We start from the raw sequence: 23,341 nt of genomic DNA, 5'->3' as shown, positions 1-23,341 counted from the left end.
ATAAACTCGTTGTTTTTTTAAAAATCTAAAAATCAAAGTGTTAATAAAAATCAAAACACACAATATTCATAAATAACAACCCTATTATTTATGAATATCGAGTTACTGCCCTTGCTTTGACCTCTTTTCTCAATCTATATTTGACTCGATCAAAACAGTTGCGTAACTCAAGGCCGAAACCGAAAAGCCTTTTTTAAATAGAGTAGGTACAAATCATATTAATTTTCATAAAGATGAAAAAAATAGAAAAATTCGAAGACTTAAGATTAGATGCATTGAACCTTGTAAAAGGTGCAGGAGACACATTAACTAACTCTAAAGAAACAAGAGAATCTACCTTTGATTCAGATAGTGCTTGTGGTGGATCTTGTGAGCAAGACGCTAATGGTGGCGGAGGTTTAAGTGATCAAATATCTGCTGTAGGTTTCGAATAGTAGAGGTATAGGTAGTTGAAAAGAGTCCTTTTCAACTACCTACTTTTTGCCTAATTCATTATATCACATTTAAATCATTTAATAAAAATAACTACTATGGTATTAATTGTAAGTCAAAAAGCTGATCTAAGTACTTGTGAGGTCATGGACTGGGTAAGACACTTTAATCATCAATGTATTCGAATTAATGTAGACGAAGATTCATTAAAATCATTACACTTTGATATTCAGGACTTGGAAAATATGGTCCTATATTTTGAGGGCGAGACTATAAAACTTGAAGATGTTAAGGGATATTGGTATCGTAGAGGTGGAATTCCTAAATATTATCAGAAAAATGATACTCTCCCAGAATTTTTTAATACTTCCCAAATAAAATCAAAAGTGTATCAACATTTAAAATCTGAAGATCATAGTCTTAATGTATTCTTACACTACGTTTTTGAAAATGGAGAAAATAAGGTGCTTGGTAATAAAAAGACGGCTGATATTTGTAAACTAGTTCAATTGGATAAAGCGGTCAAGGCTGGGCTTAAAGTTCCTAAATCCATCGTAACTAGTGAAAAGAAATATCTAAAAAAATTTAAGGAAGCACAGGGGGAAATAATTACAAAAGGAGTACAAGAAGTTATTCTTACTCAAGACGATGATAATAGATATTTTGGTTATACAGAAGGTGTTTCCGATCAGGTCATTGATACTTTACCGAATCATTTTTTTCCGTCATTCTTTCAGGAAAAAATAGAAAAGCAATATGAGCTTAGAGTGTTTTATCTAAATGGTGTTTGCTACTCTATGGCAATTTTTTCACAGAATGATCAACAAACCGAAACAGATTTCAGGAAATATAATCGTGATAAAGAGAATAGAAGAATTCCTTATCAACTCCCAGATGATATAACGGAAAAAGTGCATACGTTAATGCAGTCTTTAAAGTTACATACAGGTTCTCTTGATTTGATTTATTCTGTGGATAATGAATATGTATATCTAGAAGTAAATCCAGTGGGACAATTTGGTATGGTCTCGGATCCTTGTAACTATCAATTAGAAAAGAAAATTGCAGAATACTTAATTAGTTAAACTATGAATGATAATGATAATATATACGAACAAGAGTTTCAGATTATAGAAGAACAGTATCTATCTAAACTCCCAGTCATGTACAATTACCTGTACAAGATGGAACTTAACTTGGATCCAAACAAGAAGGAGGCCATTAGTGTGGATTTTTATAAGACTTCATATTACTCTCCACATAAGAACCTAAAAAAACCAATCTCTAAAATTGTCAATTTTGACCAGCTGTACAATGAATAAGAAATATTTTAAATTATTTGCCAATTGTAAATTGGTAGAAGGGTATAAAAGATCGGTCATTGTGGATACACAACGTAATGAGATTTTTCATGTTTCAAATAGCTTAATCCCTATTCTTACAAGTTTGAATGATAGCCCTATAGCCGATGTAAAGATAACATACGAATCAGATGATATACAGGAATATTTAGATTTTCTTATTGCAAATGAATTAGGGTTCTATACTGATACTCCTAACTTATTCACTGATATTGATACTAAGTGGGATTCTCCTGATCAGATTACCAATGCTATTATTGATTATAACAAGAGTTCAAATTATGATTTTAAGCACGTATTCAATACGCTGGATACAGTACATTGTACAACAATACAAATACGGTTTTTTGATAGTATATCTTGGACATTCCTGCTGGATATATTAGATCTAATAAAAGGAAAACGTATCAGCAGCGTAGAGTTATTGTTGAAATATAATCCCGAAATTAGTTTTGAAGACTATAGATATTTAGTTCAGAATTATCTTCGGATTAAAGGTATGGTAATTCATGGTTCACCAAAAGATGTTGTAACAAGATTAGCTACGGCAAGAAATAAAGAAAAGTTTGTGTATACCGATCAGGCAATTACTGATCAGACTCATTGCGGAATAATCTCGACATCGCTATTTGCTCCTACTTTACTACATCATAACGAATCATTATATTTTAATTCTTGTTTACATCGTAAAATAGGTGTTGATGTCAATGGAAATATCAAAAATTGTCCAACATTAGAAGATAGTTATGGAAATATAAAAGAAGTATCCAGTCTTAAAGAAATTGTAGAGCTAGCAAGTTTTCAAGAATTATGGGGTATTACTAAAAATCAGATAGATGAATGTAAGGTGTGCGAGTATCGTACAGTGTGTTCTGATTGTAGGGCACATATGAGCAAAGATGAAATTAAAACAGCAAAACCTAAAAAATGTAATTATAATCCTTATGAAGCAAAATGGTTTTAACATATTCTATTTATTGCTCCTTGTAAATGTATTTTTCACAATGAGTGCGCAGGATAGATCGGCAAACGAAATCACGATACATTCTAAGATTCTTAAAGAATTTAGAAAAATTAAGGTTTTTGATCCTAACAAGGATATCAAAAAACCTATTGTAGTGGTTTTAGATGCACAGGAGGATATTTTCTATGAACTGATCAAATCTAATCTTGTATATGGCAATTCATTTGATGATGAATTACCCCAATCATTATTGGTAGGTATCATTACAGAAAATAGGAGAAAAGACTATACCAATGAATCCTTCAGGAGATTTATATTGAAGGAATTGATCCCATATCTAGCAACTAATTATAATACTGCTGGCTATAAGGTAATGGTTTCGTTTTCTTTATCAGGATCGTTTCATCTACAGTCTTTAAGAGATCCGGCCTTTAATTTTGATGGTAATATCATTTTTAGTCCTGCAGTTTCTGATCAACTGATTAATTCATATACGGATCAAGATCTACCGATTCATATAATTAATAAACATATCTATATAAGTAGTGGTACTATTGGACAAAATGATACCTATATCAGCAAACAATTACTAAAACTAAAAGAACATCTTGGAGATCTTACATATTTTAATATTGACATTATTAAGGGGATTAATCATAATAAAACTCCAAATTTCACTATAGCAAACGGTTTATACCGTGTTTTTTACCCTTGGATAAAAAGTGATATGTTACAGATGCAATCACAGCAAATCCTAAAAACACTTACATACAAGAATAAGTTAATTTCTGAAATCTATGGAGAGGAGAAAAAAATACAACCTGAAGAATATAATTTCATTGCAGAGCTATCCTTAAAAAACAATAATGCTTTAGAAGCATTGGCAATCGTAAAGAAAGGATTGCTACAAGGAGAAGAGCATAAATTATTATTTACAAAGACTAAAGCTCATTATGATTTACAGCAAATCGATTTGGCTATTATTAGCTGTAAAGAGGCTCAAGATATGTTACCTAAATCAGATATAGAATTTGAGTACTTAAGTAAAATATATCGCTCTTATCTCTATTTTTTAGAAAGTAAAAAGGCTTGTAATAATGGTAATATTGATCTTTTTTATAAAAAAAGAAGACAGGCAATAGCAAAGATAGAAGAGTTAAAAAACCAATTACAGTCATTATTGGATCTATATCACACAGAATGTCAGTCTAGATAGCTATTGATAACTGATTTTAGATATAATTAATAAACTATATCCATTTATGTAAAATTGGTAGTAGTCCTAACACCCATAGGTTTCATACAAATCTATACATCAAATTTATTACTAACAGCACCATACAAATCATTAGGATAACTAATGGTTGAGGTATCTAATCATTATTTATTATACGATGGCTTTTCCTTTTTATAAACAAGCAGATTCCAAAGATTGTGGTCCTACTTGTCTTAAGATTATTTCTAAACATTATGGCAAAACTATCAATCTATCATATATACGACAATTATCAGAAACACAACGAGACGGTAGTAGTTTAATGGGACTAAGTGGTGCAGCAGAAACAATAGGTTATAGGTCTCTAGGTATTAAAGCACCGTTAGAAAAGCTTATAGATGCTCCACTACCCTGTTTGTTACACTGGAACGAAAATCATTTTGTGGTACTGTATAAAATAAAAACAGATAATAAATTTTATATATCGGATCCAGCACATGGGTTATTGACATATACCAAGAATGAATTTCTTAAACGCTGGTCAGGTGCAGATGCAATAGACAATACCTCAGAAGGTATTGCTATGCTATTAGAACCAACACCGCAATTCTATGATCAAGAATATAGTGCAAAAGACCAAAAATTAGGGTTTAGTTTTCTTTCTAAATATCTTTTTAAGTATAATAGCCTCATTGTACAGTTGATCATAGGTCTTGTTGCAGGCAGTTTGTTACAATTAGTATTTCCATTTCTTACGCAAAGTGTTGTAGATGTAGGGATCCAGAACAGAGATGTTAATTTTATATACCTCATCCTAATTTCCCAACTTTTTTTATATCTAGGTAGTACTGCGATAGGAGTTATCCGTAGTTGGATATTATTACATCTGAGCACACGTATTAATATTTCTCTGATTTCTGATTTTTTTATGAAATTGATGAGTCTACCCATCGCATTTTTTGATACGCGAATGACTGGAGACATTTTACAGCGGATCAATGATCATAAAAGGATAGAACAAATTCTTACTACATCCTCCTTAAATGTTTTATTTTCTCTTTTTAATCTTCTTATTTTCGGAATTATACTAGCATATTATAGTCTTCAGATTTTTTCAATATTCTTTAGTGGTAGTATACTATATTTTCTCTGGATTGTCATCTTCTTAAAAAAACGAGCAGATCTTGATTACAAAAAATTCTCACAAGTAAGTCAGGAACAAAGTAAGGTAATAGAACTTATTAATGGAATGCAGGAAATTAAACTCCACAACGCAGAAAAGAAAAAACGTTGGGGATGGGAATTTTTACAGGCGAGGTTATTTAAGTTATCGATAGAAGGTTTAGCCCTGGAACAATATCAAAGAGTGGGTTCTAATTTTATTAATGAATTTAAAAATATTCTAATCACTGTTTTTTCTGCCAAATTAGTTATTGATGGGGAAATCACTTTAGGGATGATGTTAGCTATCACATATATTGTAGGGCAATTAAATTCTCCTATTGCACAGCTCATTGATTTTATAAGAGAATTGCAGGATGCCAGGATATCTCTGGATCGTCTTGGAGAAATACATACTAAAGAAAATGAAGAATCGGATCTACAACAAAAGGTCTATGAGATCTCTGAAAATGTGGATTTCTCTTTGCGGGATGTATCTTTCAGATATACTGGGTCAGAAGCCCCTGTTTTAGAAAATCTTAACCTTACTATTCCTGCAAATAAAGTTACCGCAATAGTTGGGGTAAGTGGTAGTGGTAAAACTACTCTAATGAAACTATTATTAAAATTCTATGAACCAAATAATGGTATGATTAAGATTGGAAGCACTGACTTAAAAAGTGTGTCTCAACGATATTGGAGATCTAATTGTGGAGCAGTAATGCAGGAAGGCTATATCTTTAATGATACTATCGCTAACAACATAGGGGTCGGTGAAGATTATATCGATAAAAAGAAACTAATCCATGCAGTAGATGTTGCCAATATTAAAGAATTTATAGAATCCCTACCATTATCCTACAATACCAAGATAGGTTCTGAAGGAGCCGGACTTAGCACAGGTCAGAAACAACGTTTGCTCATTGCTAGAGCGGTATATAAAAACCCTAAATTTTTATTTTTTGATGAAGCTACCAGTGCTCTAGATGCCAATAATGAAAAAGTGATTATGGAAAAATTAGATTGCTTTTTTCAAAACAGAACGGTCGTAGTAGTAGCTCATCGATTGAGTACTGTAAAAAATGCGCATCAGATTGTTGTTTTAGACCAAGGTAGAGTAGTAGAAATAGGAAATCACCAGAAACTCATTGAGCAAAAAGGGAATTATTACAATCTAGTCAAAAACCAATTAGAATTAGGAAAATAATATGGAGCAACAAATAGAACAAATACAGTTAAGAAGCGAAGAAGTACAAGAAGTATTATCACAAGTTCCTAATTGGATGGTGCGTTGGGGGAGTTTATTGTTTTTAATTTTAATTATGATGCTTCTCTTCCTATCATACTTTATAAAGTATCCCGATATAATTGTCTCAGAAAGTATTATTACCACAGAGATTCCTCCAGAAAAAGTACACGCCAAGATTAATGAAAAAATAGAAGTTATATTGGTAAATGACGGGCAATATGTAAAAGATCAGACTCCGTTAGCTATATTGGAAAACAGTGCCAATTACAAAGATGTATTATTCTTAAAGTCTATAATTGATACTATTAAACTTAACAACACATTTTTTGATTTTCCGTTTAGAGATCTTCCAATGTTATTTTTGGGCGATGTTGCTGAAAATTTTGCCTTGTTTGAAAATAGTTATTCTGCCTATGCCTTACATAAAAAATTACAACCTTTTTCTAATGAGGCGATGGCTAATCAATTATCATTATCAGAACAAAAACGAAGATTAGAGAGCACTTTATCCCAAAAGAGAATTAGCTATAAAGAATTAGTGTTGCAAAGGAAAAATTTAGAGCGTCAGCAAATTTTATTCAATAAAGGAGTAATTTCTGAACAGGAATATGAAAATGAAAAATTAGAGATATTACAGGCAGAAAGGAATTATGCTAATATGGATATTACCATATCTCAAATCCGCGAAACCATTAGCACAATGAATAAAACCTATAAAGGAACACAAATTGATAAGACCAAAGAAGATGTTAAGCTTTTTAAAAATGTGATTCAATCATTTAATCAACTTAAAAAATCTATAAAAAACTGGGAATTGCAATACGTGTTAAAATCAAATTCTTCAGGGATAGTTGCATTTATGAATTATTGGAGTTCTCATCAAAGTGTGTCAGCAGACGAAGTAATATTTACTATTATCCCTTCGCAAAATAATGGATATATTGGTAAGTTGGAAGCTCCATCTCAGAACTCTGGTAAAATCAAGATTGGACAAAAAGTACATTTTAAACTAGATAATTATCCTAGTGCTGAATTTGGTATATTAGAAGGTACAATAAAAAAAATATCTGCGTTACCTAATAAAGAAGGATTATATCTAATCGATGTTACATTACCCAATAAATTGATTACGAGTTATAAAAAAGAAATTGACTTTAAACAGGAGATGACAAGCGCTGCAGAGATTGTCACGGAAGATTTAAGACTTATCGAACGCTTTTTCTATCAACTGAGAAAAATAATGGATTCACGTGGAGAAGATCAAAATAGTTGATTTTTTGAATAGTGTACTTCTAGAATTATTCAATGCAGACTTTTTTTTGAGGAATAAGGTAGTCAAATTGATAAAACTATAGAAGTGTTGAACGCTACTGATTATTACATGAGAGTTATTCTGATAAATCTCTAGCCTTCTCAAAAACCAATTGGTTTTCCCAGCCTCGATATAATAGATAATCAATTAGTTTTTTTCTTTTTTTTTGAACATCTTTTTCGATAATAGCGTCAAACTTTTTTTCTGCCAGTTCGTGAAATGTTTTTAAATATTCATCTTCAGAGATTTCTTTTAGAGCGGTCTTAATACAATATTCGGATATTTGTCGAAATTTTAATTCTCTCATGATCCGTTGTTTACCCCATTTCTTAATTTTGAATTTACCACGGGCAAAGCTTTTAGCAAAACGCTCTTCATTAAGAAAGTTATGTTCCAAAAGATGTAGTATTATCTTTTCTTTTGCCTCAGGAATTAGTCTCATGGTGTTCAACTTATTACTAATATCCTTATGGCAACGTTCCTGATAGGCACAATAATGCTCCATTTTTTTTATAGCCTCGGTAACAGTTATGGATTGTGGTGTTTTTTGATACATAAACGCAAATATAACAAACAAAAAAACCCAACCTACATCCGTAAGCTGGGTTTCATTATTATTGTATCATTTCTCCATTCTTATCGTGGAAATGATATTCTAAATACGTGTAAGCGTCTCTAGGTATTATTTTAACCCATCTTTTGTGGTCTATAAACCATTTGGATCGGGTGGATGGAAATCCTTTAGTTAAAAAAGCTGCAATAAAAGGATGTGCGCTAAGCGTTAACTTTTTATGATCTTTTTTAATTAATTTTTCTAAATCGACCTTTATTTTATCTACTAAAACTATCGGCGCCTCAATTTCGCCATTTCCTCCGTTCGGGTTTTCCTCACGGGTTTTGATATTCATTTCTGGTCGTACACGCTGTCGCGTGATCTGAATCAAGCCAAACTTACTTGGCGGTAAAATTTTGTGCTTCGCCCTGTCGTCTTTCATCTCTTCACGTAAGTGATTGAAAAGTGTTCTGCGGTTATCAGCATTATTCATATCGATAAAATCGACAACAATAATACCTCCCATATCCCTAAGACGTAGTTGGCGAGCTACTTCGGTTGCACTAATTAGGTTGACTTCTAGTGCAGTGTCTTCTTGATTTTTGGCTTTGTTAGATCGGTTTCCACTGTTTACATCAATGACGTGCATTGCTTCAGTGTGTTCGATGACAAGATAGGCTCCCTTACTCATGGATACCGTTTTACCAAAACTTGTTTTGATTTGTCGTTCAATACCATATTTCTCAAATATGGGTACGTTTGACGTGTGTAATTTTACGATAGATTCTTTTTTTGGTGCAATTTCTTGCAGATAATCTTTGATTTGGTTGTAGAGATCTTGTTCATCTACAACGATAGAAGTGAAACTGTCATTGAAAACGTCTCTTAATATAGAGGACGCCCTATTCATTTCACCTAAAATTTTTGATGGATGTTGAGCTTTGTATAATTTTTTACACATAGACTCCCAGCGACCCACCAGATTTTGCAAATCTCTATCTAGTTCTGCTACTTTTTTGCCTTCTGCTACAGTACGAACAATAATTCCAAAACCTTTTGGCTTGATACTTTTTACCAGCCTTTTCAGACGTTCTTTTTCTTCTGATGATTCTATTTTCTGTGAAATAGACACTCTGTTAGAAAAAGGCACCAATACAATATATCTACCGGCGATCGAAAGTTCAGAACTTATTCGAGGACCTTTTGTAGAAATAGGTTCTTTTACTATTTGTACTAATAGCGATTGATTTGATTTTAACACATCTGTAATAACTCCGTGTTTATCAATATCGTTCTCAAAAGGAAAATCCTTAAGAGAGTAATCTTTTAACTTACCTGTGCTTACACGTTTGATGAACTTTAGTAAAGAAGATACTTGAGGACCTAGGTCGTGATAATGCAGGAATGCATCTTTCTCGTAGCCTACATTGACAAATGCAGCGTTAAGACCCGGGACAGCTTTGCGGATTTTGGCAATAAAAATATCACCCACTGCAAAATTGCTGTCGTCTTCTTCCTTATGTAATTCAACTAGTTTTCCATCTTTTAATAAGGCAAAATCAGTAGAGGAGCCAGATCTAATGATCAATTCTTTGTTCACTCTAATTAGATTTTTATCCACCTCGTATATTCGAGACAGATGGATTAAACAATTTTATTCACAGGAATTTTAATAATTCCGTTGAAACAAAGTCTTATAAAGGTAGAGATATAAGAAACTCTATTTCGATTTCAAAGAACATTCTTAAATAGAAAAAGTAGTTAGAAACTACTTTTTCTTGTGGCGATTAGCTCTTCTTCTCTTTTTACGCTTGTGCGTAGCTACCTTGTGTCTTTTACGTTTTTTACCACTTGGCATAGTGCGATCTATTTATTGATTATTAATTACTTAACTTCTACGTTAGTTTTTACACCTTCCACAAATACTTTTGCCGGCTTAAAAGCTGGTATGTTGTGTGCAGGTATTTTGATTGTAGTATTTTTAGAAATGTTTCGACCTGTTTTTTCAGCTCTTGTTTTGATGATAAAGCTACCAAAACCTCTTAGGTATACGTTATCTCCGCTCTCTAAAGAACTTTTTACTTCTTCCATAAAGGTTTCAACAGTTGCCTGAACATCTCCTTTTTCAATTCCTAGTTTTTCTGAAATTTTTGCTACAATATCTGCTTTAGTCATTATATTACCTATTTAGGGGTTTTTAAATTTTCAAGGGGGCAAATATAGCAATTTAAAATCCAAAATATCAATACTTAAGATGAAATTATCATGTTTTAAAGGTTTAATTTTACAAAACTTAAGATTTTCTTATGATTTTTTCTAAAAAACTCATTACGTGGTACTTACAAAACAAAAGATCCATGCCGTGGCGAGAAACGACCGATCCATACCGCATTTGGTTAAGTGAAATTATACTTCAGCAGACCAGAGTTGCGCAAGGATTACCTTATTATTTATCATTTATTGATCAGTATCCGACCGTTTTTGATTTAGCAAATGCAAAAGAAGAGGAAGTATTAAAATTATGGCAGGGATTGGGGTATTATTCCAGAGCCAGAAATCTACACGCCACAGCAAAGTATATTGCAAATGAGCTCAATGGAATTTTTCCTTCTACTTATAAGGATCTATTACAACTTAAAGGAGTTGGTGATTATACGGCTAGCGCTATAGCTTCCATCTGTTATAATGAAGTAGTGCCTGTAGTGGATGGTAATGTATACCGCGTTTTGTCCAGGTACTTTAATGTGGATACTCCTATTAATAGTACACAAGGAATCAAAGAGTTTAAAAAACTTGCCTGGGAGATGATTGATCCAGAACAACCTGCCACGTTTAACCAAGCGATTATGGAATTCGGCGCGTTGCAATGCAAACCGCAGAATCCATATTGTATCGTGTGTCCACTCAATGATAGTTGTGAGGCTTTAAAAAAAGGTACTGTTGCTTCTTTACCTGTAAAACTTAAAAAGTTAAAAGTAAAAAAACGATATTTCAACTACTTAATCTTTTCTGTAAATGACCAAAAAACTGTTCTCAATCAAAGAACTGGAAAAGGGATCTGGCAGAATTTATATGAGTTTCCTCTTATAGAAAGTGAAAATGAAGTTGACCTACCTTATATAGAGAATCATGAGATTTTTAAACGTTTATTAAACCACGTAAACTATGAACTCACTTTGCACGAAGAAGATTTTAAAATTCATAAATTATCACATCAGCATTTATATACTCGATTTTATATAGTGAAAACGGAAGAAATTCCTACGATTAATATTGAATCAAATTTTGTAGAAATTGAGAAAATCAGGGATTATCCGGTTCCTATTTTATTAGGTAATTTTATAGAAAGCTTTTTTTAGGTATGATGTTTTTTATTACATTTACTTATAAATAATAAAGAGTATGTCTGGAACGTTGAATAAAGTAATGCTTATAGGCCATACGGGTGATGAAGTGAAAATGCATTATTTTGAAGGTGGAAATTGTATCGGCAGATTTCCGCTGGCAACTAATGATTCTTATGTTAATAAAACCACCGGAGAAAGAGTAACCACAACGGAATGGCACAATATTGTAGTGCGTAATAAAGCAGCCGAAATTTGTGAAAAATACTTAAAAAAAGGAGATAAAGTGTATATTGAAGGTCGTCTTAAGACTAGAAAATGGCAAGACGAGCAAGGAAAAGATCGATATAGCACAGAGATTCAGTGTACTGATTTTACCTTTTTGACTCCAAAGTCTGAAGGTCATCAAGCCGAAATCGTTGCAGATAAGCAACCAATGGTAGATAAACCAACGGTTGATAATTCTCAGTCTGTTTCGCCTGCGCCTACAGAAATGGAAGAAGATGATCTTCCGTTTTAATATGTTTAACTAAACTGCTATAATTTGGACCCTGATCCTGAACCGTTATTGATTTTATTAGTTGCTTTTGAACCTTGGCAAGCAGTCAATTTATTTGTCCTTATTTTTTTATTGGTTTGTTCTGCCCTAATTTCCGGTAGCGAAGTTTCTTTGTTTTCACTTACATCTTCTGATCTTAAAGCGGAAGGAGAAACGCTAACCATAAACCAAAAGATCATTTCTAAATTATTGAGCAGGCCTAAAAAATTGTTGGCTACAATCTTAGTGGCGAATAATTTTATCAATATTGCCATTGTCTTGCTTTTTGATTCATTAGGAGAGATTTATTTTAAAGGGCTAGATGATATAGTGATTCCAGGTCTAGAATGGTTAAGCATAAGATTCTTAACAGAGGTGGGCTTGGTAGCGTTTCTTATTTTACTCTTTGGAGAAATATTACCAAAGATCTATGCCAGTCGTAACAAAGTCAAGTTTGCTAATTTTATGGCGAGGCCATTAAGTGTTTTGGATTGGATTATATCACCTATCAGTTTACCGATGCGAGGTATAACGATACGTATCCATAATAAACTAGGGAAACAAAAATCCAATATTAGTGTAGATCAACTATCGCAGGCTTTAGAATTAACTTCTGATCAGGACACGACTTCTGAAGAAAAAAAGATACTGGAAGGAATCGTCTCCTTTGGAAATACAGATACGAAGCAGGTGATGAAACCAAGAATTGATATTTTTGCACTTAATCGAGACCTTAAGTATACCGAGGTAATTCCGGAAATTATAGAGAATGGATACTCTCGTATCCCTGTATTTGAAGATAGTATTGACAAGGTAATAGGAATTTTATATGTAAAAGATTTATTGCCGTATATTAATCATAAAGATTTTAACTGGGTGGAACTGGTTCGAGAGCCCTATTTTGTTCCTGAAAACAAAAAATTAGATGATTTATTGAATGATTTTAAAGATAAAAAGAATCATTTGGCAATTGTGGTAGATGAATACGGAGGTACCAGTGGTCTGATTTCATTAGAAGATATTATAGAAGAAATTGTTGGTGATATTAGTGACGAGTTTGACGATGAAGATTTAGTGTTTTCTAAATTAGATGATAATAATTATGTCTTTGAAGGAAGAACCTCGCTAAAAGATTTTTATAAAGTACTGAAACTTGAAGATAACACCGGTTTCGAAAATAAGAAAGGAGATGCCGAGACCATTGCGGGATTACTCTTAGAGATCTCCGGTAGTTTTCCTAAAAGAGGAGATATTATTACGTTAGAACAATATGCTTTCACGATAGAATCGCTGGATAATAAGCGTATAAAAAGAGTAAAATTGACTATTAATGCAGAGTAAACTAAGGAGTATTTTTTTAGGACTAATTATTTTAAGTCTGCTGTTTTCTTGCGGGGGCGAAACGTTGCCTAAACCTAAAGGAATGCTCAGGCTCGCTTATTCTGCGCCAAAGTATGAGCAGGCTTTATTAGATTGTTCCTATACTTTTGAAAAGAATAAGATGGCTAATTTTGAAAGAGCCAAAAACAACAAAAAATGCTGGTATAATATTGAATATCCAAAACTGCGTGCAACCATTTACATATCTTATTATGATGTAAATGATAATCTTGATTCTCTATTAAGAGATGCACAAAACCTTACCCAAGAACATTTTATAAAAGCTGATGCTATACAGCCAAAGGACTTTATGTACCCGGAGAAAAAAGTATATGGTAGAATATATGAAGTTACCGGAAATGCTGCCTCGTCTTGTCAATTCTACGTAACAGATAGTATTCATCATTTTGTATCTGGTTCTGTTTATTTTAAGGTGAAACCAAACTACGATTCGATCCTTCCTGCTGCAAAATATTTGAGAAATGATGTTATACATTTTATGGAAACCGTGAAGTGGAAAGAATAACGCTAAACGTTCGTTAATTTTTCATTACAGAGCAGTACAACTTCCATAATTTTAGTGATTTTTGCACCTTATTAAAAAAACCAATGCAAGACACCAAACTAAAATGGGTTTATTTATCCATACTGTCACTTGTTTGGGGTAGTTCATTCATTTTGATTAAAAAATCATTAATAGGACTTACACCAATGCAACTAGGTGCACTAAGAACATTGTTTGCAGCCGCTTTCTTATTTCTAATAGGTTTTAGGAGTATGTGGACTATCAAGAAAGAGGAGTGGAAATGGATTATTATTTCTGGCTTTTTAGGAACATTTATCCCGGCATTTTTGTTTGCATTTGCAGAAACCGAGATTGATAGTGGGATTGCTTCAGTACTTAATTCTACGACTCCTTTGGTAACCCTGATTTTGGGAGTATTGCTGTTTTCAATTCGTTTTAATCGTAATCAATTGCTAGGAGTTATTGTTGGATTAATTGGATGTTTAGCCTTGATTTGGGAAGGTGCTTCAGTCAATCCTAATCAAAATTATTGGTATGCTTCTTTAGTGCTTTGTGCTTCCGTGTGTTATGCGACGAATGTAAATATTATAAAACGATACATGCAACAAATTTCTCCTATGGCAATTGCCAATGGTAACTTTATTGTTTTAGTCATTCCTTCGCTTATCGTTCTGTATCATTCTGATTTTTTTGACCATAATGTCCTGACAAATCCAGAGATGCATACTAGTCTTATCTATATTTCGATTCTTGCAGTTGTAGGAACAGGAATTGCTAAAGTATTGTTTAATAAATTAGTACAGATAAGTAGCCCTGTTTTTGCTACTTCAGTTACTTATACGATTCCGATAGTCGCTTTGATTTGGGGATTGCTGGATGGAGAAGAATTTTCTTTTTACCAAGTGTTAGCAGCGGGTGTGATTATTCTGGGCGTGTATATTGCAAATCGAAAAAAATAAAGGTCCGTTCGTTAGAACAGACCTTTTATTATACATTTCTTTAAAAGAATTTTATTTAAAATCCTCTTCAGTTATTCCTTCATTAATTTTAATTTCGGAAACATTAAAATCAAATTTTTGTGGTCCCGCTGATATCGACATTGTATGAGGGAATTTAATTCCGTTCACCTCTTTGTAATTGCTATATTCTATTGTAGAAGGTATTTTTTGACCTCCTTGTTCCTGGATAACAATATCTTTTACTTTAAGACCGGTTTCAGTGTCAAAGAAAGAAGTTCTTTTCTCACTCATTTTAACTTTATAAGCTTTCCCTCCCTCATAAGGTTCCATACCTTCAAGAGTTGCTGCGTTGTTGGTAAGTTCTGGGAATGGATATATTTCTTTTTTTGCATCCGCAATCTGCTCTTCGGTATACGCGATTTTCTGACCTTGTACCATTGCATATCCGTTGGATCCATCAAACACATTTTTATTTACAGAATTTCCGGCAAATAAGATATCAGTGAGGGTTTGGTTTTTTGAAGTTACTTTTACAATCATTTGTAATGTAGCACCACCCATAGATGCTTCAGCTGTAGTAAATGTAGATTGTATAGCTTCCAGCTTATCTTTTCCACCTATGGCCTTAAAATAATTATCCATAACGGATTGAGCCGTTACTCCTTCAGGTGTAGCAGCATTATAATCGGGCTTTTCTGTTTTGTTTCCGTACTTGTCAAAATATAGAATTGGAATTTTCTTTCCTTCAAAACTTATTTTTTCAAGATTTTCGATAACATCACTTCCTTTTCCTACTAATACAATTCTGGCGTTATCCAAATCAAAGTATTTATTCGCTACTCTTTTAATATCAGCTTTGCTTACTGCATTAATTTTAGCAATAAAAGTTTTGTAAAAATCTTTAGGGAGATTTTGTGTTTTAATATCAATACTTCTGGATGCAATAGTTCTGTCATTTTCTGATGCTAGAATGAAATCTCCTAAGAATTTTGCTTTTGCATTTTCAAGAACTTCATCATCAACATCTTCAGTTCTAATTCTTTTGATTTCTTTCAGTGTTTCTACCACAGCACTATCTGTAACAGCATTTCTTACTTTTGCTGTGGCTCTAAATGCTGTCTTGAAATATTTGTTCCTAGGTAGTGTAGATCTACCTCCATATGTATATCCATGTTCTTCTCGAAGGTTCATATTAATGTAGCTGCCAAAAGATCCTCCTAAAATATAATTTGCAACCAAGGCAGCGTGATGATCTTCATCTGCCATTTTTAGATTTGAGATACCCATAACAGCCATTTCTGTTTGTACGGCATTTGGCATATCGACAAAATTGATCTGTCTATATTGTGCGTCTTTTACGTCTGGAATTGCGAATGAAGGAGCTTTGCCGGCCTTCCAAGAGGCAAAATGTTTTTCTACTAAAGCTTTGGCTTTTTCTGCTGTGATATCTCCACTAATTACCATATAAGCATTTGCAGGAACAAAATTATTTCTGTAGTAAGATTCTACATCAGTAAGGGTAATATTATTTACCGTTTTTTCTGTAATGTATTCTCCTGCAGGATGATTTTTGCCATAGGCAAGAACACTTCTTACTCTGTCTGCAACTGCTTCTGCACTATTTTCTCCTGATTTAATACCTTCAACCAATTTTTTCTTCTCTAAATCTAATTCTTCTTGCGTGAACTTTGGATGTAATGCTGCATCTGCAAAAAGTTCTATAATACGGTCAGAATATTTAGATAGTGATTGTGCAAAACCTCCGGATACTCCTACATTTAGGATTGCTCCCAGAAAATCAACTTCCTCATTAAAGTCGTCTTTACTAATGTTTTTGGTTCCTTTTCCCATTATTTGGGATACTACCCCTTCTATTCCGGCTTTATCACCTTCGGCATTTGGTGGGTTATCCAGAGATAGACTCACGGTAATTCTGGGTAGTTTATTATTTTCTACCACGAGTACAGTTAGGCCATTACCCATTTTAAAAGTGTAGGGTTCTCCTAAATTGATCGCGGGCGTAGGCCCTGATTTTGGCATTTTAGATCGATCTATTTGTGCCTGGGCACTGATAGCAATCAATAAAAATGCTATAATAAAGATTATATTTTTTTTCATTTTGATATTCATTTATATTATTTGCTTGACTCAGGTAAATAGTCAAGGTTAAGTCTTTGATTTTTGTTCAGATATTTTTTTGCAACATTCTGGATGTCTTCTCTGGTAATGGATCTGTAGATTTCAATTTCTTTGTTGATAAGACTGGTGTCGTCGTATAACATATTGTATCTAGCAAGAGAATTGGCAATACCTTCTATACTTGAATTTGAATTTACAAACTGATTTTCAAACTGATTTTGAAGTTTTTTAAACTCTCTTTCGGTAATCAATTCGTTTTGAAGTTTTTCAATTTCAGCATCCATTTCTGCCTGAAGTTTGTCTAAACCAACATTTCCTAGTGGAAGCGCACCCATGATATACGTTCCATAATCTTCCTGAGCATCGGTAAATGCAATTACTTGTAATGCCATTTTTTTATCTTCTACCATATTCTTCTGCATTCTGGAACTATTTCCTCCAGTTAGGATAGCAGAAATATAATTTAGGACATACGCATCTTTTTCTGTTTGTTTAGGAGTTCTGTACACCAAAACTTTTGCAGGGATCTGGATGTTGGCATCTGTTTCGGTCGCTTTAATTTCTGTAGTAATCGGATCCTCTTGGATCACCTTTCTTATTGTTTTTTCTCCATTATTTTTAATGGGTCCAAAATAATCCGAAATCATTTTTTTGGTATCCTCAATGTTGATATCACCTGCTACAACCAAAGTAGCGTTGTTTGGGTTGTAGTACTTTTGATTGAATGCGATGAACTCATCAAGTTTTGCAGCATCAAGATCTTCCATACTTCCTATAACAGATTGTCCATATGGATGTTTTTTAAAGATATATTTGTTAATACCTGTTCTGTAAATAATTTTCCCATAAGGAGCATTGTCAATACGTTGCCTTTTTTCTTCTTTTACAACTTCATTCTGAGTATCGACACCGATTTTATTAATCACAGGGTGTAACATACGTTCTGATTCCATCCATAATGCCAATTCAAGATTATTAGAAGGTAAGGTTTCATAATAATAGGTTCTGTCCTGAGTTGTGTTTGCATTATTTCTACCGCCATTTGCAGAAACAATATCAAACCATTTTCCTCTTTCGATATTTTTTGTTCCTTCGAATAAGAGATGTTCAAAAAAGTGAGCAAAACCTGTTCTTCCCGGTTCTTCGTCTTTTGCCCCTACGTGATACATTACTCCAACAGTAACCACAGGAGCTTTGTTTTCTTGATGTAGAATTACGTGCAGACCATTATCCAGGTCGTATTCTGTAAATTCTACTTCTTGTGCACTAGTAGAAATTATCATGAATAGTCCACAAGCGATTGTGTAAAGTTTATTTTTCATTAGTAATAATTTTATTTATCAGATTTGTGTGCAAAGATCGTGTTTTGTTACGATTTTAGCTAGAAAGAATTGAGATGTCTTAAGTTGCTTAATCTTAATAAATTAACAGTTCTTTAAGCCAAAAAGCCGTCAATAATCCATAAATTCCTTGTGAATACAAAACAGATCAAACTATGAAAAAGTCAACAATTCCCGTAAAATACGGTATTTTAATCGCAGCTGGACTGATTGCGTATTTTTTACTTTTATCACTAATCGGTGTACAAACGAATCCTATTTTTAGTCTGGGCAATGGAATCATAGTAGCCTTTGGGTTATATAAAGCCATGAAAGACTATAAGTTTGAAAAAGGTAGTGCTTTTGAGTATCAAAAGGGTTTTATGGCTGGACTGTTCACCGGATTTAACGCTACTCTTATTTTTACGGTTTTCTTTGCTGTTTACGTTACGAATATCAATACTAGTTTTCTTCCGGAAATGCTTGCTAACTGGAGTTCACATTATCACGTAGGTGTTGGTATTGTAGTGTTTGTTGCAGCAATAATGGGCTTTGCAACAACCTTTGTACTCACCTTATCTTTTATGCAATTATTTAAAGACAGCTGGAATACAAAAAAAAATCATAATTCACACACCATAAAAGCGTAAATTATTTGTTGTTTAATTAATTAGGAGTATATTTGCACCCGCTTATTTTAGAATAAGCAATGTTCTTTAGATATAAAAATTAATTAAACGTTACGCTATGTACGCAATTGTAGAGATAGCAGGGCAGCAATTTAAAGTTGCGAAAGACCAAAAAGTTTTTGTTCATCGTTTAGCAGGAGAAGAAGGAGATCAAGTATCTTTTGATAAAGTTCTACTTACTGCAGACGGAGATAAAGTTACTTTAGGCGCCCCGGCTATAGATGGAGCTCAGGTAGGAGCAAAAATCACAAGACACCTAAAAGGTGATAAAGTTATCGTTTTCAAGAAAAAGAGACGTAAAGGATACCGAGTTAAAAACGGTCATCGTCAATCTCTTACTGAAATCGTAATCGAAAGTATTGTAGCCTCTGGAGCTAAAAAAGCTGCTCCTAAAAAAGAGACTAAGAAAGAAGCGCCAAAAGCTGAAAAGAAAGTAGAAGCTAAAGCTGCTCCTAGAAAGGAGACTAAGAAAGCAGAAGCACCAAAGAAAGCAGCTCCTAAGAAAACAGCAAAGGCTGATGATCTTAAGAAGATTGAAGGTATTGGGCCTAAAATTGCATCTACGTTAGTAGAAGCTGGGATCAGTACATATGCTGAGTTAGCAAAGACAGACGCTTCTAAAATTGCAGAAATCATTGCAGACGTGCGTGGAAATCACGTTACAGACACTTGGCCTGCACAGGCAAAACTTGCTGCAGAAGGTAAGTGGGACGAATTAAAGAAATGGCAAGACGAATTAGATGGAGGTAAAGCTTAATTGCTCATCTAATTTGAAGTTTAACAGATAAAACCTTAAGAAAATGGCTCATAAAAAAGGAGTTGGTAGTTCTAAGAATGGTAGAGAATCAGAATCGAAACGTCTAGGTGTTAAGATTTTTGGTGGACAAGCTGCTATCGCTGGTAACATCATTGTAAGACAAAGAGGTACAGCGCATAAACCAGGTGAGAATGTTTACGCCGGTAAAGATCACACACTACACGCTAGAATAGACGGAGTAGTTAAGTTCACGAAGAAAAAAGATAATAAATCTTATGTTTCAGTAGTTCCTTTTGAAGCATAAGGATATTTTCCTTTGTAATAAATATGAGACCCTTTTCAGATGATACATTTGAAAAGGGTTTTTTTGTAAATGTTTTTAAAGGAGCAATGAGCAGGGATCTTTCTTGAGACTCGTGTATATCGAAATTGCTATATGTTTTTGTAAGACATTTAATAGGTTAAATATTATTACAATTGTAGCACTCCAATTTTCCATGCTTATCTAATAGAGAACCCTTTTAATTATCATATATTGAAATATTATTGGCTATATTTTCTTCAGTGAAATAAAACAATATGATTTCATCCTATATTTAATAACTGTCATTGATTGTGCGATGTTCCCTAATGTTAAGAAAGAATTATAAGTTTTAGGATACTACCAAGATGATAATATAGCAATAAACTTTCGATACCTAGATCTTCGCATAAAAAAGGAATTTCTTTCTTCATAAGAAAAGTCTTTACTTCTCAATTCACAAATTACTGCAAATTGTTTTTAGATATTTCTGACAATACGATCACTGCCTTGTCCAGAAATGATAGAAGTTGTAAAACAGAACATCATAAATAATTTTATAATGGAATAGATGAAGAAAATTGTATAAACTTATGATCCTTAACTATCAATACTAAATAAAAGTGTGAAAATTTCAGAGATCCGTTTTTATGTTTTGCTCTTTTTGTATCCTAATAAGTTTAGGAGATATTGGACAAGAAATTACAAAATAGGATTGTCTGGAAGTCATTATTGTAACAGAGGCAATAATTGTAGAAACGTAGAGAGAATTAAAGAAGAGGAACAATCCCTATCAAAAGAAAGCAAATCACGATTAAAGAGTTAGAAGGAATATCGGATTTGTTAAATAATATGAATGCTGCGAATTGCGAGTTTGTGGATCGCCAGTCGATTGTATTCCAAAAAATGATCCTGTGTGGATAAGTTACATTTTTAGAAAGAGGAAATTGGTCAAAAAACAAACCCTTACTAAAAATTTAGCAAGGGTTCTATTTATGTCCTAAAAGCGAAGCGGTCTAAAATTCTAGAAGCATCGCGTTCTATTTTAGTATCTGTAGTGTTCAGGTTTAAAAGGTCCTTCTACCGTTACACCGATATATTCTGCTTGATCAGTACGAAGTTCTGTTAATTCAACTCCGATCTTAGCTAAGTGTAATTTTGCTACTTTCTCATCTAAATGTTTTGGTAGCATATATACCTCATTTTTGTATTTGTCGCTGTTTTTCCAAAGTTCGATTTGTGCCAACGTCTGGTTTGTAAAAGAATTACTCATTACAAAACTTGGATGACCAGTTGCACATCCTAAATTTACTAAACGACCTTCGGCAAGAATGATGATATCATTTCCGTTTATGTTGTATTTATCTACCTGAGGTTTGATCGTATCTTTTGTATGTCCGTGGTTTTTGTTTAACCAAGCCATATCGATTTCATTATCAAAATGCCCGATGTTACAAACAATCGCTTTGTCTTTTAAAGCTTCAAAATGATGTCCTTGTACAATATCCTTATTTCCTGTAGTTGTGATAACGATGTCACTATTTCCAATAACGGTTTCTAATTTCTTTACTTCAAAACCATCCATAGCAGCTTGTAACGCACAAATAGGATCAATTTCAGTTACTGTTACGATGCTACCAGCACCTTTAAAAGAAGCCGCAGTACCTTTACCAACATCACCATAGCCACAAACAGTTACTCGTTTTCCAGCTAACATAATATCTGTTGCACGACGAATGGCATCTACAGCACTTTCTTTACATCCGTATTTATTGTCAAATTTAGATTTAGTAACAGAATCGTTTACATTAATGGCAGGCATTGGTAAGGTTCCATTTTTTACTCTTTCGTATAGACGGTGAACACCTGTTGTAGTTTCTTCTGATAAACCTTTGATTCCTTCAGCAAGTTCTGGGTAACGATCTAAAACCATATTAGTTAAATCTCCACCATCATCAAGTATCATATTTAAAGGTTTGCGATCCTCTCCAAAGAATAAAGTTTGTTCAATACACCAATCAAATTCTTCTTCATTCATCCCTTTCCAAGCATATACTGGTATTCCAGCTTCAGCAATTGCAGCTGCGGCTTGATCTTGTGTAGAGAAGATATTGCAAGAACTCCAGGTAACCTCTGCACCAAGAGCCTGTAAAGTTTCAATTAATACTGCGGTCTGAATGGTCATGTGAAGACAACCTGCTATTCGAGCTCCTTTTAGGGGTTGTTCATCCTTATACTCTTCTCTTAAGGACATTAAACCTGGCATTTCAGCTTCAGCTAGTTCAATTTCTTTTCTTCCCCATGCAGCTAATGAAATGTCTTTCACTTTGTAAGGAACATAAGGTACTGTTTTGGTACTCATAGTATCTGTTTTATGTTTATGAAGTGCAATAATGCTAGTATTTCGCACTAAATTATTCTAAATTCGTTTCCTGAAAATCAAGATACCAATTCCTGATTTTCAGTTTGCAAAGGTACATAATAACTTTAAGAATTCGTATGCCTCTTTACAAAAGTATAACAGTAGATCAAAGTACTAATATATTGATTTGGAAGATAGAAGAGTCTTTTGAGGAGCTGTCTGATGGAATTGAACTAACAGATCATTGTCAAAAAAGAGTAGACAATATGAAATCAGATTTGCATAAGAGAGGATTTATGAGTGTGCGACATTTATTGGCAATTTTTGGGTATACTGATCATGATTTATACTATGATGATTTTGGGAAACCACATCTAAAAGACGGAAAGCAAGTCTCAATAACACATTCTTATGAGTACGCTGGGGTTGTTATTAGTGATAAGCTTGTTGGAATTGATATAGAAAAGCAACGTGATAAAATTCTTAGGATTGCCCACAAATTTGTAGCGTCAGAGCAAAAATTTGTAGACCAACATCAAGAAGAAAAGGTACGCGTGCTTACTGTTATTTGGGGAGCAAAGGAGTCATTGTACAAATTGTACGGTACGGCAGGGTTGAGTTTTGAACAACATATCCATATTATGCCATTTGATCTCAATATGCCCTTCACTGCCGGAAGCATTCATCATCAAGAAAAAGTGAGTCATTATGATATCACATTTTTAGAATTTGAAGGTTTTACCTGTGTTTATGCTTTGCCATATCTCTAATATTTAGTA

21 protein-coding genes are annotated in these 23,341 nt (G+C 33.4%); 15 read left to right on the top strand and 6 right to left on the bottom strand.

The window, feature by feature from the left end; genetic code table 11:
- The first annotated feature begins 233 nt into the window (after positions 1-233).
- The 6 genes from ACE94K_RS02495 (at position 234) to ACE94K_RS02470 (ending at position 7,656) form a co-directional block, all read left to right on the top strand.
- Complete coding sequence (locus ACE94K_RS02495; protein ID WP_378179487.1) at positions 234-434, top strand: hypothetical protein; 201 nt, start codon at positions 234-236, stop codon at positions 432-434.
- Positions 435-530: 96 nt separating this feature from the next.
- Entirely contained in the window at positions 531-1,517 is a 987-nt protein-coding gene (gene gwsG, locus ACE94K_RS02490) for a grasp-with-spasm system ATP-grasp peptide maturase (RefSeq protein WP_378179485.1), read from the top strand.
- Between the two features lie 229 nt (positions 1,518-1,746).
- Positions 1,747-2,757: a grasp-with-spasm system SPASM domain peptide maturase gene (gwsS, locus tag ACE94K_RS02485; RefSeq protein ID WP_378179483.1), complete on the top strand. Its 1,011-nt coding sequence runs from the start codon at positions 1,747-1,749 to the stop codon at positions 2,755-2,757.
- Positions 2,758-2,797: 40 nt separating this feature from the next.
- Entirely contained in the window at positions 2,798-3,973 is a 1,176-nt protein-coding gene (locus ACE94K_RS02480; RefSeq protein ID WP_378179481.1) for an alpha/beta hydrolase-fold protein, read from the top strand.
- Between the two features lie 178 nt (positions 3,974-4,151).
- Entirely contained in the window at positions 4,152-6,341 is a 2,190-nt protein-coding gene (locus tag ACE94K_RS02475) for a peptidase domain-containing ABC transporter (RefSeq protein ID WP_378179479.1), read from the top strand.
- Position 6,342: 1 nt separating this feature from the next.
- Positions 6,343-7,656, top strand: a complete 1,314-nt coding sequence (locus ACE94K_RS02470) for an HlyD family secretion protein (protein WP_378179477.1) — start codon at positions 6,343-6,345, stop codon at positions 7,654-7,656.
- Positions 7,657-7,771: 115 nt separating this feature from the next.
- Here the strand turns inward: ACE94K_RS02470 and ACE94K_RS02465 are convergent, their stop codons facing one another.
- From ACE94K_RS02465 to ACE94K_RS02455, 3 genes are all read right to left on the bottom strand, one after another.
- Complete coding sequence (locus ACE94K_RS02465; protein ID WP_378179475.1) at positions 7,772-8,251, bottom strand: regulatory protein RecX; 480 nt, start codon at positions 8,249-8,251, stop codon at positions 7,772-7,774.
- A 58-nt stretch (positions 8,252-8,309) separates the two neighbouring features.
- Positions 8,310-9,848 carry an Rne/Rng family ribonuclease gene (locus tag ACE94K_RS02460; RefSeq protein ID WP_378179473.1) on the bottom strand — a complete coding sequence of 513 codons (1,539 nt, stop codon included), beginning with the start codon at positions 9,846-9,848 and terminating at the stop codon, positions 8,310-8,312.
- 284 nt (positions 9,849-10,132) lie between these two features.
- A complete protein-coding gene (locus ACE94K_RS02455) occupies positions 10,133-10,423 on the bottom strand; it encodes an HU family DNA-binding protein (RefSeq protein WP_024768281.1) in 291 nt (96 codons plus the stop codon).
- Positions 10,424-10,554: 131 nt separating this feature from the next.
- On the opposite strand from ACE94K_RS02455, the gene mutY reads away from it, so the two are divergent.
- The 5 genes from mutY (at position 10,555) to ACE94K_RS02430 (ending at position 14,995) form a co-directional block, all read left to right on the top strand.
- Positions 10,555-11,607 carry an A/G-specific adenine glycosylase gene (mutY, locus tag ACE94K_RS02450; protein WP_378179468.1) on the top strand — a complete coding sequence of 351 codons (1,053 nt, stop codon included), beginning with the start codon at positions 10,555-10,557 and terminating at the stop codon, positions 11,605-11,607.
- A 43-nt stretch (positions 11,608-11,650) separates the two neighbouring features.
- Positions 11,651-12,112, top strand: a complete 462-nt coding sequence (locus ACE94K_RS02445) for a single-stranded DNA-binding protein (RefSeq protein WP_378179465.1) — start codon at positions 11,651-11,653, stop codon at positions 12,110-12,112.
- A 24-nt stretch (positions 12,113-12,136) separates the two neighbouring features.
- A complete protein-coding gene (locus tag ACE94K_RS02440) occupies positions 12,137-13,471 on the top strand; it encodes a gliding motility-associated protein GldE (RefSeq protein WP_378179463.1) in 1,335 nt (444 codons plus the stop codon).
- Positions 13,461-14,036: a gliding motility lipoprotein GldD gene (gene gldD, locus ACE94K_RS02435; RefSeq protein ID WP_378179460.1), complete on the top strand. Its 576-nt coding sequence runs from the start codon at positions 13,461-13,463 to the stop codon at positions 14,034-14,036. The genes ACE94K_RS02440 and gldD overlap by 11 nt, the downstream gene beginning before the upstream one ends.
- Positions 14,037-14,119: 83 nt before the next feature.
- Positions 14,120-14,995 carry a DMT family transporter gene (locus ACE94K_RS02430; protein WP_378179457.1) on the top strand — a complete coding sequence of 292 codons (876 nt, stop codon included), beginning with the start codon at positions 14,120-14,122 and terminating at the stop codon, positions 14,993-14,995.
- A 51-nt stretch (positions 14,996-15,046) separates the two neighbouring features.
- Here the strand turns inward: ACE94K_RS02430 and ACE94K_RS02425 are convergent, their stop codons facing one another.
- Both ACE94K_RS02425 and ACE94K_RS02420 read right to left on the bottom strand, forming a co-directional pair.
- Positions 15,047-17,113 (bottom strand): M16 family metallopeptidase, encoded by a 2,067-nt coding sequence (locus ACE94K_RS02425; protein ID WP_378179454.1) that lies wholly within the window; start codon positions 17,111-17,113, stop codon positions 15,047-15,049.
- 17 nt (positions 17,114-17,130) lie between these two features.
- Positions 17,131-18,456 (bottom strand): M16 family metallopeptidase, encoded by a 1,326-nt coding sequence (locus ACE94K_RS02420; protein WP_378179452.1) that lies wholly within the window; start codon positions 18,454-18,456, stop codon positions 17,131-17,133.
- Between the two features lie 173 nt (positions 18,457-18,629).
- Here ACE94K_RS02420 and ACE94K_RS02415 point away from each other — a divergent pair, with 173 nt between their 5' ends.
- From ACE94K_RS02415 to rpmA, 3 genes are all read left to right on the top strand, one after another.
- The gene (locus ACE94K_RS02415) at positions 18,630-19,103 is read left to right on the top strand and encodes a DUF4199 domain-containing protein (RefSeq protein WP_378179449.1); all 474 of its coding nucleotides are present in this window, start codon (positions 18,630-18,632) and stop codon (positions 19,101-19,103) included.
- Between the two features lie 97 nt (positions 19,104-19,200).
- Positions 19,201-19,899 carry a 50S ribosomal protein L21 gene (gene rplU / locus ACE94K_RS02410; protein WP_378179446.1) on the top strand — a complete coding sequence of 233 codons (699 nt, stop codon included), beginning with the start codon at positions 19,201-19,203 and terminating at the stop codon, positions 19,897-19,899.
- A gap of 43 nt (positions 19,900-19,942) precedes the next feature.
- A complete protein-coding gene (gene rpmA, locus ACE94K_RS02405; protein WP_378179443.1) occupies positions 19,943-20,203 on the top strand; it encodes a 50S ribosomal protein L27 in 261 nt (86 codons plus the stop codon).
- A 1,042-nt stretch (positions 20,204-21,245) separates the two neighbouring features.
- Here rpmA and ahcY read toward each other — a convergent pair.
- Entirely contained in the window at positions 21,246-22,562 is a 1,317-nt protein-coding gene (gene ahcY, locus ACE94K_RS02400) for an adenosylhomocysteinase (protein WP_378179440.1), read from the bottom strand.
- 137 nt (positions 22,563-22,699) lie between these two features.
- On the opposite strand from ahcY, the gene ACE94K_RS02395 reads away from it, so the two are divergent.
- On the top strand, positions 22,700-23,332 hold the full coding sequence (locus ACE94K_RS02395) for a 4'-phosphopantetheinyl transferase family protein (protein ID WP_378179438.1): 633 nt from the start codon (positions 22,700-22,702) through the stop codon (positions 23,330-23,332).
- The last annotated feature ends 9 nt before the right edge of the window (positions 23,333-23,341 follow it).

Origin of the sequence: Aquimarina besae, from assembly GCF_042434905.1 — a bacterium.
Lineage (GTDB): Bacteria > Bacteroidota > Bacteroidia > Flavobacteriales > Flavobacteriaceae > Aquimarina.
Note: the sequence above shows the minus strand (reverse complement) of the source record. Positions and strands in the feature narration are given on the sequence as shown.